The organism is Streptomyces sp. G45 (assembly GCF_049542095.1).
Classification (GTDB): domain Bacteria; phylum Actinomycetota; class Actinomycetes; order Streptomycetales; family Streptomycetaceae; genus Streptomyces.
Genome location: NZ_JBMUZU010000001.1, coordinates 8,124,545 through 8,137,056 on the forward strand (window position 1 = coordinate 8,124,545; position 12,512 = coordinate 8,137,056).

Genomic DNA, 12,512 nt, shown 5'->3' on the forward strand with positions numbered 1-12,512 from the left:
GACGGAACCAGCGCTCATGCGGCGAGAATACGGCGCCCCGCCGACCTGGCAGGAATTTGGTGACCGCCGTCAGCGGCGTCACTGTCGAGTGCCCCCGCCCGCTGCGAACGTGGTCCGCACAAGAGCGACACGAGCGTCCGCCGCGGGCGGACGCAGAAGGAGCGGCACACCATGAACGCGCACCACCCCACGCCCGTCACCGTCATCGGACTCGGCTCCATGGGCACCGCCCTCGCCACCGCGCTGATCGAGCGCGGCCACCCGACCACCGTGTGGAACCGCTCCCCGGACAAGGCCCGCGCCCTCGCCGAGCGCGGCGCCCGCGTCGCGAGCACCCCCGAGGAGGCGGTGGCGGCGTCCGGCCTGGTGCTCGCCTGCGTCCTCGACCACGACGCGCTGCACTCCGTACTCGACCCGGCCGCCAAAGCGCTCGCGGGCCGCACCCTGGTCAACCTCACGTCCGGATCGCCTGAGCAGGCGCGGGAGTTCACGGCCTGGGCCGCGGACCACGGCGTCGACTGCCTCGACGGCGCCGTCATGACCACGCCGCCCGGTGTCGGCAGCCCGGAGGTGATGTTCCTCTACAGCGGCTCCCGCGAGGTCTTCGCCGCCCACCGGCCCGCCCTGACCGCCCTCGGCGACCCGCTGCACCTCGGCACGGACCCCGGCCTCGCCTCGCTGTACGACGCCGCGCTGCTCGGCCTGATGTGGGCGACGATGGCGGGCTGGCTGCACGGCACCGCCCTGGTCGGCGCCGACGGGGCGCGGGCCGGTGAGTTCACCCCGCTCGCCGTCCGCTGGCTCGGCACGGTGAACCACTTCCTCACCCGGTACGCCGCCCAGGTGGACGACGGCCGCTACCCCGGCGACGACGCGACCGTCGACGTCCAGATCGCCGCCATCGACCACCTCCTGCACGCGGCGGCCGACCGTGGCCTCGACAACGCGCTGCCCCGGCTGCTCAAGGCCGCCATGGAGCGGGCGAAGGCAGCCGGGCACGGCGCGGACAGCTTCGCGAGCCTGGTGGAGGTGGTGCGGGGCCCGGGGCGGCCGGGGCCTGACGCCTGCCGGTCCACCGCCGAAGGCCCACCGCCGAAAACCACGGGCGCGGGGCCCGGCGCGGATGCGACCATGCGCCGGTGACTGACGACCGGATCCAGACCAGCGACGACCGGACACCGACGGGAAGCGACCGGACACCGACGGGCGGCGCCCGCACCGCGCCGAGCGCACCGGCGGACGACGCGCGCGTACGGGCCTGGGTGCGCGAGGACTTCGGCATCGCCCTGGACCGCCTGGACCGGGTGGCGGACGGCGCCGACGAGGCGGCGACGCTGTGGCGGGGCACGGCCGCGGACGGGCGGCGGTACGCCGTGAAGCTCAGCGGCGGCGGCTCACCGGCCGGGCTCGTCGTCACCGCCCGGCTCGCCGACCACGGCCTGCCGGGCATCGCGGCGCCGGTGCGCACCCGCAGGGGCGGGCTGTGGAGCGAGCACGCCGGGGCCCGGCTGACGCTGGTGCCCTGGGTGTCCGACGCCCGCGCTCTCGACGACGGGGCGATGGACGCCGAACTGTGGGTCGCGTACGGGGAGTTGCTGGGCCGGGTGCACGCGACCCCGGTGACGGACGAACTGGCCCGCGCCCTGCCGAAGGAGGAGTACCGCCACGAGGGCCTCACCGCCTTCGTACGGGACGTCGACCAGCGGCTGCGCGCGGCCCCGCCGCCCGCCGCCGACGCGCACCACCGGGCGGTGGCGGCGGAGTGGGGCGCCGCCGCGGACCGCGTGGCGCGGCTCCTTGAGCGAGCCGACGCGCTCGGCGTCGAGCTGCGCGCCCGGCCCGCCGCGCCCCTGGTCGTCTGCCACGGCGACCCACACCTCGGCAACGTCCTGTGCGGCGGTCCCGGCCGGGTGTGGCTCATCGACTGGGACGACGCGGTGCTCGCGCCGCGCGAGCGCGACCTGATGTTCGTCCTGGGCGGCGTGCTCTACTTCGCCCCGGTCGGCCCGCGCGAACAGCGCTGGTTCTTCGAGGGGTACGGAGCGGTGGCCGACCCCGACCCGGACCGGCTCGCCTACTACCGCACCGTGCGCGCCCTGGAAGACCTCGCCCACCCCGCCGTCCAGGCCGCGGACCCCGACCGCTGGCCGGAGGCGGAGCGGGTCGCCGCCCTGGAGATCGTACGGGGCGTGCTGTCACCGGCGGGGCTCGTGGAGCAGGCGCTGGCCTAGGCGCCCGGCCGCCGTCACCAGCCGGTGGCGTCCACCCGCGGCGGTGCGGGCCGGGGCGGGCCCGGCAGGGTGGGCGGAGCGGACTGGGCCACCGACGTGCCCGCCAGCCGGTCCGCGAGGGAGCGCGACGAAGGGGACAGGACCGGCAGGGCGTTGCACGCCCACAGCGCGACCGCGCCCAGCCAGCAGAGCACGGACAGGAAGATCCACCCCTGGACGAGCAGACAGCACGCCAGCGCGTACGCGCCGACGTCGGCCACCGTGGTGACGGCGGCCCGCACGGCCGTGCGGGCCGGGCTGCGGGGGGTGACCCGCAGGCCGAGCACGGCCTTGCCGAGGGTGCGGCCCGCGAAGGTGAGCGTGGCCCACTGGTACAGGAACGTCACCACGACGAGGGCGGCGAAGCCCTGCTGGATGTAGCCGACGGCGTCGTTCCACAGGGAGCCGACGAGCTCCTCGCCCGCGCCCTGGGCGTCGCCGCCGGACGTGACGAAGTGCCAGCTCCCCTTGGCCGTCAGCTCGGGGACGTCCGTGATGAGCGCGGCGATGCGGTTGAAGGTCAGGGCGCCCAGGGCCCAGGCCGCGGCGATGACCAACGCGAAGTCGATGAGCCAGGCGCCGGTGCGGCGAAACTTCGGCACGTGTCCGTTCCCCCAGAGTGCTTCCCCCGGTCCGACGTCGGAACGGTAGCAACGGGGGGCCGGTGGGCTCATCCGCCCAGAGGGGAGGGTTCCGCGGCCTTTTCGTACTGCGCTGGTACGAGACAAGGAAGTTGACGCACCGTCAGCCCTCGCGGGGGCGCCCCAGACCCACCCCTCCCCGAACCATGGGGCTCCGCCCCCTGGCACCCCCGCCCCTCGGCCTGGCGGCCTCGCCCCTCGGCCTGGCGGCCTCGCCCCTCGGCCTGGCGGCCTCGCCCCTCGGCCTGGCGGCCTCGTCCTCAAACGCCGGACGGGCTTGATTTCCGCGGCGGATCACGGAGAGCCGACGACGGCGAGCAAGCGGGACGTTCCAGCCCGTCCGGCGCTTGAGGACGAGGCGCGAAGCGCCGACCGGACCAGCACAGGGCGCCCCCGCCAGCGAGACGCAGGTCACACCCCTTGACATCCCCTAGTACATGAGATCTACACGTACCCCTCGCGTCTCCTACCCGAGGATGACTCGGCCTTCCCGGTACTACATCAGTCGTGGGCCGAGAGTCCGGCTCACAGTCTGACTTCGGCCAGGAATGCGGACGTCACCATGGAGAGGATCCTGCCGACCCGTCCTGACGTGCGCATCCGTGCCGCCGGGAAGTCGGCCTTCCTGCCGAACCCGACGGGAGTCTCTTTCGCCGTGGCTACGTTCCTCTACAAACTGGGCCGTCTCGCCTTCAGACGGCGCTGGTGGATGGCACTGATATGGGTGCTGCTCTTCATCGGCGCGGGCGTCGCTGCTTCGTCGGCTCCCAAACCGCCCGCCGACACGTTCTCGATGCCCGGCACGGAGTCGCAGAAGGCCTTCGACCTGCTGGACGAGCGCTTCCCCGAGACCAGCGCCGACGGGGCCACCGCCCGCGTCGTGGTCCGCGCCCCCAAGGGCGAGAAGATCACCGCCGGTGAGAACAAGAAGGCGGTCGAGAAGCTCGTCGACCGCCTCGGCAAGGGCGCGAAGGTCTCCAAGGTCGACGACCCGTACAAGGCGGGCACGGTCAGCAAGGACGGCACCACCGCCTACGCGACGGTGTCGTACAAGGTCACCGGCACCGAGCTGTCCGACAAGAACAAGGACGCCCTGGTCGACATCCTCAAGGACACCCGCAAGGACGGGCTGACCGTCGAGGCGGGCGGTGACGCCGTCCCGACCGAGCAGTCCATGGGCGGCAGCGCCGAGATGATCGGCATCGCGGTCTCCGCGGTGGTCCTGATCATCACCTTCGCGTCGCTGATCGCCGCGGGCATGCCGATCCTGACCGCGCTCATCGGCGTCGGCATCGGCATCTCGTCCATCACCGCGCTGGGCTCCACCCTTGAGCTGTCCAGCACCACCTCGACGCTCGCCATGATGATCGGCCTCGCGGTCGGCATCGACTACGCCCTGTTCATCGTGTCCCGCTACCGGGCCGAACGGGCGGAGGGCCGCCTCCCGGAGGACGCGGCGGGACGCGCCGTCGGCACCGCGGGCTCCGCGGTGGTCTTCGCCGGACTCACCGTCGTCGTGGCCCTCTCCGGCCTCGCCGTGGTGAACATCCCGATCCTCACCAAGATGGGCCTCGCCGCGGCGGGCACCGTCGTGATCGCCGTCCTGATCGCGCTCACCCTCATCCCGGCGCTGCTCGGCATCGCCCCCCGCAGGGTGCTGCGCCGCAAGGACCGCAAGAAGCCGATCGGCGTCCCGTTCCACGACCCGCACGCCAAGCCGAAGCTCGGCACCCGCTGGGCCCGGTTCGTGCTGCGCCGCCCGCTGATCGTCCTGCTGTTCGCCGTCGTCGGCCTCGGCGCCGTGGCCTCCCCGGCCGCCAAGCTGGAGCTCGGCCTGCCCGACGAGGGCACGTACGCGCCGGACACCACGCAGCGCAAGGCGTACGACCTGCTGTCGGACTCCTTCGGCAAGGGCTTCAACGGCCCGCTGACGGTCGTCGTCGACAAGGACAAGGGCGCGGGCGCCGCCGCCAAGGAGGTCGGCGAGACCCTCAAGAAGTTCGACGGCGTCGTGTCGGTCACCCCGTCCACGCCGAACAAGGCCGACAACGCGGCGATCATGACCGCGGTGCCGAAGACCGGTCCGAGCGCCGCCGAGACCGAGAAGCTAGTCAAGAAGCTCCGCTCCGATATCAGCGACGTGGAGGCCAAGACCGGCTCCGAGGTCCTGATCACCGGCGCGACGGCCATGACCATCGACTTCTCGCAGACCCTCGACGACGCGCTCATCCCGTACCTGGCGCTCGTGGTCGGCCTCGCCTTCCTGCTCCTGATGCTGGTGTTCCGCTCGGTCCTGGTCCCGCTGAAGGCGGCGCTCGGCTTCCTGCTCTCGGTGCTCGCGGCACTCGGCGCGGTGGTCGCGGTCTTCCAGCAGGGTCACCTGGCCGACGTCTTCGGCGTCGACCAGCCGGGTCCGATCATGAGCATGATGCCGATCTTCATGATCGGTGTGGTCTTCGGCCTGGCCATGGACTACGAGGTGTTCCTCGTGACGCGCATGCGTGAGGCGTACGTCCACGGCGAGCGCCCGGGCGAGGCCATCGTCACCGGCTTCACCCATGGCGGACGCGTGGTCGCCGCCGCCGCGATCATCATGATCAGCGTCTTCTCCGGCTTCATCCTGGAGGACGACGACATGATCAAGATGATGGGCTTCGGCCTCGCCGCGGCCGTCCTGTTCGACGCGTTCGTGGTCCGCATGGCGATCGTCCCGGCCGTGCTCGCCCTGCTCGGCAAGTCCGCCTGGTGGCTGCCGCGCTGGCTGAACGCGATCCTGCCGAACGTCGACGTGGAGGGCGAGAAGCTCCACCGGCAGCTCGGCGACGGCGGGCAGACGCCCGACGCCGACCCGGAGCGCGAGCTCCAGCCGATGCGCTGACGCATCCGCGCCGTCCGCACTCCCCGCGGACACAGCGGTGGCCCGGCGACCTCCTCGGTCGCCGGGCCACCGCGCGTTCACCGGCGTCCGCTCAGACCTTGCGGGCCTCCAGGATCGCCGCGTGCGGCCGGTCCAGGTACGGGGCCCAGAAGCCGTCCGTCGGACCCGGCTCCGCGGTGTCCGCCACCACGTGCCTGCGCCACTCGGGCGCGGCGAACCCCGCCTCCCGCAGCGCCTCGTCGAGCGTCGCGGCCGTCCAGTAGCGGGCGGTGAAGCGGGCGCTCTGCTCCCCGACGGAGAAGCCGAAGTCCACCGGCGCGGTGTCGGCGCGCTCGCTCACCGACAGGCCGAAGCCGTACGCCGCGTAGTACTCCGGATCCGGGTGGACATCCGGATGGATGGGCAGCGTGAGCAGCCGTCCGCCGGGGCGCAGCGCCGCCGCCATCGTCCGGCCCATCGCGACGAGACCCTCGTACGAGGTCGCGTGCGGCAGCACGTACACCCCGAGCACCAGGTCGAACGCGCCCTCGAGGTCCTTCGGGAACTCCCCGGTGGCGTACTCCACGCCGAGCCCGTCGGCCTCCTCCCGGCGCCGGGCGTGCTCGATCATGCCCTCGGACACGTCGTAGCCCACCACCCGCCGCGCGCCGCCGCGCGCGAGGAGCCTGCTGTACACGCCGCTGCCGCAGCCGAAGTCCAGCACGGCGCTGTCCGCCAGGTCGCCCAAGTGGTGCAGGACCGTCGGAAACTCCAGGCCCTGCCGGAACGGCATGGCAGCGGAGTCCTCGTAGACCTGGGCGAGCCGGTCGAACTGACTGGTTGTCACGTTGTCCCCTCCCTGACGGGATGCGCACTGACTGGCGGTTCGTGTGCGGCCAGGGTGGCATGCGGCGTTCGGCATGGCCCTGCCGGGTCTGGGTCCGGGGCCGGGTCCGGGTCCGGGGAGGCCGAAAGGCCAGCCGAAGGGCTGGTTCGGCGCGGTTCGTGTGGGTGTGAACTCAACTTAAGCGACGGTCCACGCGTCCGTGCTAAGGGCGGGACGGTTCCGGACCCGCGCCGCGTGACCGGGGGCTTCGCCCGGCGGGCGAACCGGACGCGGGCGCGGAAGGGGCGGGCCGTCGGCCGGGGCGAAGAGGCCGCGCGCGGACAGCGACGGGGGCGCGGCCGGGCGGAGGAGGTAGGCCATGATCGGGTCAGCGCACGTCGACACGGACCGGCTCGCGGTGGTGGAACTCACGGCGCGCCGGGCACGCGACCCCCGGCTCGCGGGCGCCAAGGCGGCCCACCTGGCCCGCGCGGCGAGCGCGGGCCTGCCCGTCCTGCCGGGCTTCGTCCTGGTGCCCGCGCGCGACGAGGACCCCGCGCCGCACGGCGACGGCGAACTGCGCCGCGCCTGGCGGGAGTTGAGCCACGACGGGGTGCGCCCCCTGGTGGTGCGCTCGTCGGCCGCGGACGAGGACACCGCCGAGTCGTCCCTGGCGGGCCTGTTCGAGACGGTCCTCGACGTGCGCGGCTGGAGCGACTTCACGGCCGCCGTCCAGCGGGTGCTGCGCTCCGCGTTCCGCCCCCGGCCGGACGGCCCGCCGCCGGACGACAACGCCATGGCGGTCCTGGTCCAGCCGATGGTGTACGCCGACGTCGGCGGCGTCATGTTCGGCGCCGACCCGCTGGCCGGGCGCCGGGACCGGGTCGTCGTCAGCGCCGTGTCCGGCGGCCCCGACCAACTCGTCAACGGCAGCGTGCAGGGCGTCCGCTACCAGCTCACCCGCCACGGCCGCCTGGTGCGCACCGAGCCCCCGAACCCGCCGAGCGGCGGCTGCTCGCCCGCGGCAGACTGGCGCGGCTGCTGCGCCTGGCGCACGCCGCCCAGCGGGAGTTCGGCGACCCGCAGGACATCGAGTTCGCCTTCGACGCCGACGACCGCCTGTGGCTGTTCCAGACCCGCCCCATCACCGCCATGCCGCCGCGGCCGCCGCGCCGCGCCCGGCTGCTCGGCCCGGGCCCGGTCGCCGAGACCTTCCCCGGGGTGCTCCAGCCGCTGGAGGAGGACCTGTGGGTCGCCCCCATGGCGCACGGCCTCGCGACCGCCCTCGACATCGCGGGCGCGGCACCCCGGCGGAGCCTGCGCCGCACGCCCGCCGTCACCACCGTGGACGGCCGCGCCGCCGCCGACCTGCGGCTGCTCGGCGCCGCCCCCGCCGCCCACCCCTACCTCGGCCTGCTCAACCCGGCACCCGCCGCGCGCCGCGCCACCGCCGCCTGGCGCATGGGCCGCCTGCGCACCACCCTGCCCCTGCTCGCCCTCGACCTGACCGCCGACGTCGACCGCCACCTGGCCGAACTGCCCGCCCCCGCCGAGCTGTTGAGCGGCCGTCTGCTCGCCTCCCTGTCCTGGGGCCGCGCCGTGCTGTCCGCGCTGCACGCCCAGGAGTCCCTGGCGGGCGCGCTGCTCGGACAGGGCTCCGGCACCACCGCCGTCGGCGAGGCCCTCGCCGTGCTCTGCGAGGCGCGCGCCGCCGAACCCGACGACGACCGGCTGACCGCCCGCCACCCCGTCCTGCTGGCGCTGCTGCCGCCGACCCTCGGCCCCCGCCCACCGCTGCCCGAGCCGCCCGCCCTGACCAGCGCCCCGCGCGGCACGGCCGTGCTGCCCACCCGCGAGGCGCTGCGCCTGCGCGTCCGCTGGGTGCAGGAGATGCAGGCCAGCCTCGTACGGGAGTTGGCCCGCCGCCTGGCGGCCGGGGGCCTCCTCGACGACCCGGACCGCGTCGCCCTGCTGCGCTGGCGGGAGCTGACCGCGGCGGGCGACGGCCAGGGCCTCCCCGCCGACCTGCCCGAACGCCTGCCGCGCCCGCCCCGCGGCGAACTGCCCGCCGCCTTCCGCCTCGCCCAGGGGTGGCCGGTCGCCGAGCCGGGCAGGCGCCGCGCGCCGACCGCCGGGCAGGGCGCGGGCGGCGGGTTCGGCTCCGGCACCGCCTGGCACGGCACCGGCGAGCGCCCCCGCTTCCCGGTCCTCGTGGTGCGGGCCCTCGACCCGGCCCTCGCCCCGCTGCTGCCCGGCCTCACCGGCCTCGTCGCCGAGACCGGCAGCGTCCTGTCCCACCTGGCCGTCCTCGCCCGCGAGTACCAGGTGCCGACGGCCGTCGGCGTCCCCGGCGCCCTGGACCGCTTCCCGGCCGGGACCCGGCTGACCGTGGACGGCGGCACGGGCGCCGTCGAGGTGGTGCGGATGACGGCCGTCGACGGGCCGCCCGCCACCGGCGGCGCCGACCGCACGGAGGGCATGGCGTCATGAAGTACGTGAGCTACCTCTTCGGCGGGCTCACCGCCACCGCGGCCGCCGTGTACGGCGTCGTCTACCTCACCCGCTGGGAGTGGCAGCGCGCCCTGATCTGCGGCGTGCTGCTCCTGGTGATCGAGGTGCTGCTGGTGTGCACCGTGCTGCTGAGCCGACTGGGCCGCCTGGAGCGGCGCATCGCCGACTCCAGCGCGCGCACCGAGGACGTGTGGCGGCGCCTTGAGGAGTCCCGCGCGGAGCAGGGCACGCGGTTCCGCTGGCTGGATCCGTACGGGAGTGGCGGCGCCCGGCGCACCTATGTGTTCGTGCCCGTCCTGATGGCGGCCGGGGCGGTGCTCTCCGGGGTCGCCTGGGTGGTGCAGAAGATCTCCGCGGCCACCGTCAGGCCCGGCGCCGAGCGCCGCCTCGCGGGCCGCCTCACCGGCCTGGCCGCGCCCGTCGACGGACCGCGGGGCCGCGTACCGGAGTTGGAGGACCGCGAGGCCGTGCCCCGGCCCCGCGCCGTGCGCGGCGTGGTGACCGGCGCCCTGGTCGCGGCCTGTGTGCTGCTGCTCGCCCTGCTCGTCGACACCCTGTCCGACGCCACCCAGACCCGCCCCGGCGACCGGCCCGCCGCGGCCGCGACCACCGTCGTCTACCAGGTCGACGTGTACGGCACCGACGACGACCGCGCCCGCGCGCTCGCCGCCCGCGAACTGTGGGACCGCTGCCGCAGATCCACCGCCGCCCTCAATGTGCACGCCCCGCTCAGCAGGCTCAGCGGCGACGTCTGGGCCGGAGTCATCCGCCCCGCCCTCTCCGACCACGACGTGATGCGGCTCAGCGGCTGCCTGGTCGACGCGACGGCACACCGCACGCGGGCACGGGTGCTGGGCAAGAGCCAGGTGGAGTTGGTGGGGCAGGGGAGGTGAGAGGGTCTTGCGTGGGCGGAAGGGCTATCTGCGGTGAGAGGGTCTTCCGTGGGCGGAAGGGCTATCTGCGGTGAGAGGGTCTTCCGTGGGCGGAAGGGCTATCTGCGGTGAGAGGGTCTTCCGTGGGCGGAAGGGCCATCAGCGGTGAGGGGGTCTTCCGTGAGCGAGGGGCCATCAGCGGGGAGAGAGCCTTCCGCGGGGCGAGAGTGGTGCGGTGGGTGAGGTGAAGTGGCCTGGTGCAGCGGGGAGTTGATGGGGTGTGAGGGGCGCGCGGGGTGGCCGGACCCGGCCCGTCGGACTTGCGGCGCGGGTAGCCTGGACGGCGATTCACGTCCCCTCAGCGCCCTGCCCCGCGCCGCCTCGGCGCGCCCGCGCCCCCAGGTGGTGACCCCTCCTTGTCCGCCTTCTCCGATGCCCGCACCTCCCGTGCCGCCGCCCTGCTCGCCGCCGCGCGCGCCGCGGCCCGGAAGCCCCTGACCGTACGGCGAGGACCGCGCCCCCAGCGCCCCGAGTTCCCCGGCGCCGCACCGTCCGCCGCGCCCTGCGGCTGCTCGGCGCCTGCGCGCTCGGCTACGCCGTGTTCTGGGGCGCCACCTGCGTCGGCGTCCTGGCCGTCTCCGCCTGGGCGGGCGAACGCGTCGGCGACGAGCGGCGGATCACCGGCATCCGCCACTTCCAGCAGGTCGACGACCGCCTGTGGCGCGGCTCCGCGCCGACCGACGCCGGGTACCGCGCGCTCGCCGACCGCGGCATCCGCACGATCGTGGACCTCAGGGCGGAGCACCTGGGCGCCGCCGAACTGGCCCGCCCCGAGCGCGCGGGCCTGCGCGTCGTACGGCTGCCCGTCCGCGACGGGCAGACGCCCGAGGGCAGCCAGGTGGACCGGTTCCTGCGGGTCGTCGCGGCGGCCAGGACCCCGGTGTTCGTGCACTGCGGCGCGGGCGTGGGCCGCACCGGCTCGATGACCGCCGCCTACCTGGTGCGCACCGGGCAGGCGACGCCCAGCCAGGCGGCGCTGCGCACCGTCGCCGTCGGCCCGCCGTCCCTTGAGCAGATCTACTACGTGCTCAACGCCGACCAGCACGTCAGCCGTCAGCCGCCGCTCGCGGTGTCCCTGATCAGCCGCCTGGCCGACGCGCCGCGCCGCATCAAGGCGTCGCTGTAGCCGCGGTGGCCTCCAGCGGGGTGCCCGCGAGAGCGGGCGGCGCCACCACGTCCGACGTGAGCCGCCGCTCCAGGAGCGTGGCCGCGAACCGGCCCGCGGGCCCGCCGTCCCGGAACGGGTGCTCGCCCCTGACCTGGTAGCCCGCCGACGCGTAGAAGGCGCGCAGGCGCGGGTTGTTGGCGCGGCAGTCCAGGCGGCACAGGGTCCTCCCGGCGGCCAGGATGCGGCGCTCGGCGTGGGCCAGCATCCGGCGCCCGGTGCCCGCGGGCGCCACCTGACGGTCCGTCATCAGGCGGTGCACATACCCGGCGACCGGCGGCTGCGGCCCCCACGCGGCCAGGTCCTCCCACCACAGCTCGAAGGCACCGGCGACCGGCCCTTCGGGGCCGAGCGTGGCGATCCACACCTCGCTGTCCTCAAGGCGCGCCCGGAAGTGGTCCTCGCCCAGCTCGCCCGGCTTCCACTGCGCGATCCCGCGCCCGATCTGCCAGCGCGCCGCCTCGTCCCGCAGCCGTACGAGGACGGGCACGTCGGCCGCGTCGGCGCGCCGGAAGCACAGCGTGTCCACGGGCCGTTCGAGCAGGGCGTGCCGCAACCGGGCGACCAGCGCGTTGTCGGCGCCGAGGCGCTCGGCGGCGTACGCGCGCACGGACCCGTGCCGCTGCGCGAGGGCGGCCAGGAACAGCCGCATGGCCTGAGCCGGTGCGCGTCCCGGGGGCGTGGCCCGGGGGATGGCCGCCGCCGCTTGCGCCGCGTGCCGCGCGGCGGGGGTCCGGTCGCGGGCGGGGCCGGTGCGGGTGAAGTCGTCGACGACGGTGTCCTCGTCCACTCCGAGCAGGAGCAGCACGAGCGCGGCGAGCACCCCGGTGCGGTCCCTGCCGGACGCGCCGTGGAGGACCAGCGGCCCGGACCCCTCGTCGGCGATGAGCGCGAGCGCCCGCCGCAGTTCCCCGCGCCGTCCTCGGCGACGCGCAGGTACCGGTCGGCGAGGCGGCGCCCGGTGTCCGCGCCCGACGCGGCCCGCTCGTACGGGCGGGGCTCGACGTTCACGTGGTGGTACGCGAGCGACGCGTGCTCGGGCGCGCGCCCCGCGCCTCGATCTCGCGCGGGCGGCGCAGATCGATGACGGTGCGGACACCGAGGCCGAGGAAGCGCTCCCAGTCGGCGTCCCGCAGCTCGCCCAGCGAGCCGGACCGGTAGATCCGGCCCCACCGCACCGCACGGCCGTCCTCGGTGCCGTAGCCGCCCAGGTCACGGAAGTCGTGCAGCCGCTCGAAAGGTATGTGTCTCTTCACAGTGCGGCAGCCTACGTCCGCGCGCGCCGTGCGTGCCGCGATGAACGTCACCGG

10 protein-coding genes and 2 pseudogenes are annotated in these 12,512 nt (G+C 75.0%); 8 read left to right on the top strand and 4 right to left on the bottom strand.

Features of this window, described 5'->3' with window-relative positions:
- The first annotated feature begins 81 nt into the window (after positions 1 to 81).
- Positions 82 to 1,143, top strand: a complete 1,062-nt coding sequence (locus ACOBQU_RS34640) for an NAD(P)-dependent oxidoreductase (protein ID WP_423634907.1) — start codon at positions 82 to 84, stop codon at positions 1,141 to 1,143.
- Positions 1,140 to 2,231, top strand: coding sequence for a phosphotransferase enzyme family protein (locus ACOBQU_RS34645; RefSeq protein WP_423632789.1), 1,092 nt, complete (start codon positions 1,140 to 1,142; stop codon positions 2,229 to 2,231). Before ACOBQU_RS34640 ends, ACOBQU_RS34645 begins: the two co-directional genes overlap by 4 nt.
- 14 nt (positions 2,232 to 2,245) lie before the next feature.
- On the opposite strand, the gene ACOBQU_RS34650 is transcribed toward ACOBQU_RS34645, so the two are convergent.
- Complete coding sequence (locus tag ACOBQU_RS34650; RefSeq protein WP_423632791.1) at positions 2,246 to 2,872, bottom strand: RDD family protein; 627 nt, start codon at positions 2,870 to 2,872, stop codon at positions 2,246 to 2,248.
- A 694-nt stretch (positions 2,873 to 3,566) separates the two neighbouring features.
- On the opposite strand from ACOBQU_RS34650, the gene ACOBQU_RS34655 reads away from it, so the two are divergent.
- Positions 3,567 to 5,789 carry an MMPL family transporter gene (locus tag ACOBQU_RS34655; protein WP_423632793.1) on the top strand — a complete coding sequence of 741 codons (2,223 nt, stop codon included), beginning with the start codon at positions 3,567 to 3,569 and terminating at the stop codon, positions 5,787 to 5,789.
- 91 nt (positions 5,790 to 5,880) lie between these two features.
- Here ACOBQU_RS34655 and ACOBQU_RS34660 read toward each other — a convergent pair whose 3' ends face one another.
- Positions 5,881 to 6,615 (bottom strand): class I SAM-dependent methyltransferase, encoded by a 735-nt coding sequence (locus ACOBQU_RS34660; RefSeq protein ID WP_423632794.1) that lies wholly within the window; start codon positions 6,613 to 6,615, stop codon positions 5,881 to 5,883.
- A gap of 358 nt (positions 6,616 to 6,973) precedes the next feature.
- Here ACOBQU_RS34660 and ACOBQU_RS34665 point away from each other — a divergent pair.
- The 5 genes and pseudogenes from ACOBQU_RS34665 to ACOBQU_RS34685 all read left to right on the top strand — a co-directional run.
- A pseudogene (locus tag ACOBQU_RS34665) lies at positions 6,974 to 7,501 on the top strand (PEP/pyruvate-binding domain-containing protein); the annotation flags it as partial.
- Between the two features lie 140 nt (positions 7,502 to 7,641).
- A pseudogene (locus ACOBQU_RS34670) lies at positions 7,642 to 7,692 on the top strand (hypothetical protein); the annotation flags it as partial.
- Between the two features lie 123 nt (positions 7,693 to 7,815).
- The gene (locus tag ACOBQU_RS34675; protein WP_423634909.1) at positions 7,816 to 9,084 is read left to right on the top strand and encodes a PEP-utilizing enzyme; all 1,269 of its coding nucleotides are present in this window, start codon (positions 7,816 to 7,818) and stop codon (positions 9,082 to 9,084) included.
- Positions 9,081 to 9,998 carry a hypothetical protein gene (locus ACOBQU_RS34680; protein ID WP_423632796.1) on the top strand — a complete coding sequence of 306 codons (918 nt, stop codon included), beginning with the start codon at positions 9,081 to 9,083 and terminating at the stop codon, positions 9,996 to 9,998. Before ACOBQU_RS34675 ends, ACOBQU_RS34680 begins: the two co-directional genes overlap by 4 nt.
- Positions 9,999 to 10,575: 577 nt before the next feature.
- A complete protein-coding gene (locus ACOBQU_RS34685) occupies positions 10,576 to 11,163 on the top strand; it encodes a fused DSP-PTPase phosphatase/NAD kinase-like protein (protein ID WP_423632798.1) in 588 nt (195 codons plus the stop codon).
- Here ACOBQU_RS34685 and ACOBQU_RS34690 read toward each other — a convergent pair.
- On the bottom strand, positions 11,147 to 12,301 hold the full coding sequence (locus ACOBQU_RS34690) for a GNAT family N-acetyltransferase (protein WP_423632800.1): 1,155 nt from the start codon (positions 12,299 to 12,301) through the stop codon (positions 11,147 to 11,149). The two genes, ACOBQU_RS34685 and ACOBQU_RS34690, sit on opposite strands and share 17 nt — an antisense overlap.
- On the bottom strand, positions 12,210 to 12,458 hold the full coding sequence (locus tag ACOBQU_RS34695; protein WP_423632802.1) for a tyrosine-protein phosphatase: 249 nt from the start codon (positions 12,456 to 12,458) through the stop codon (positions 12,210 to 12,212). The genes ACOBQU_RS34690 and ACOBQU_RS34695 overlap by 92 nt, the downstream gene beginning before the upstream one ends.
- Positions 12,459 to 12,512 lie beyond the last annotated feature (54 nt).

Excerpts from the sequence above, each read along its gene's own strand:
- ACOBQU_RS34680 (WP_423632796.1), top strand. The coding sequence starts at position 9,081 with ATGAAGTACGTGAGCTACCTCTTCGGCGGGCTCACCGCCACCGCGGCC.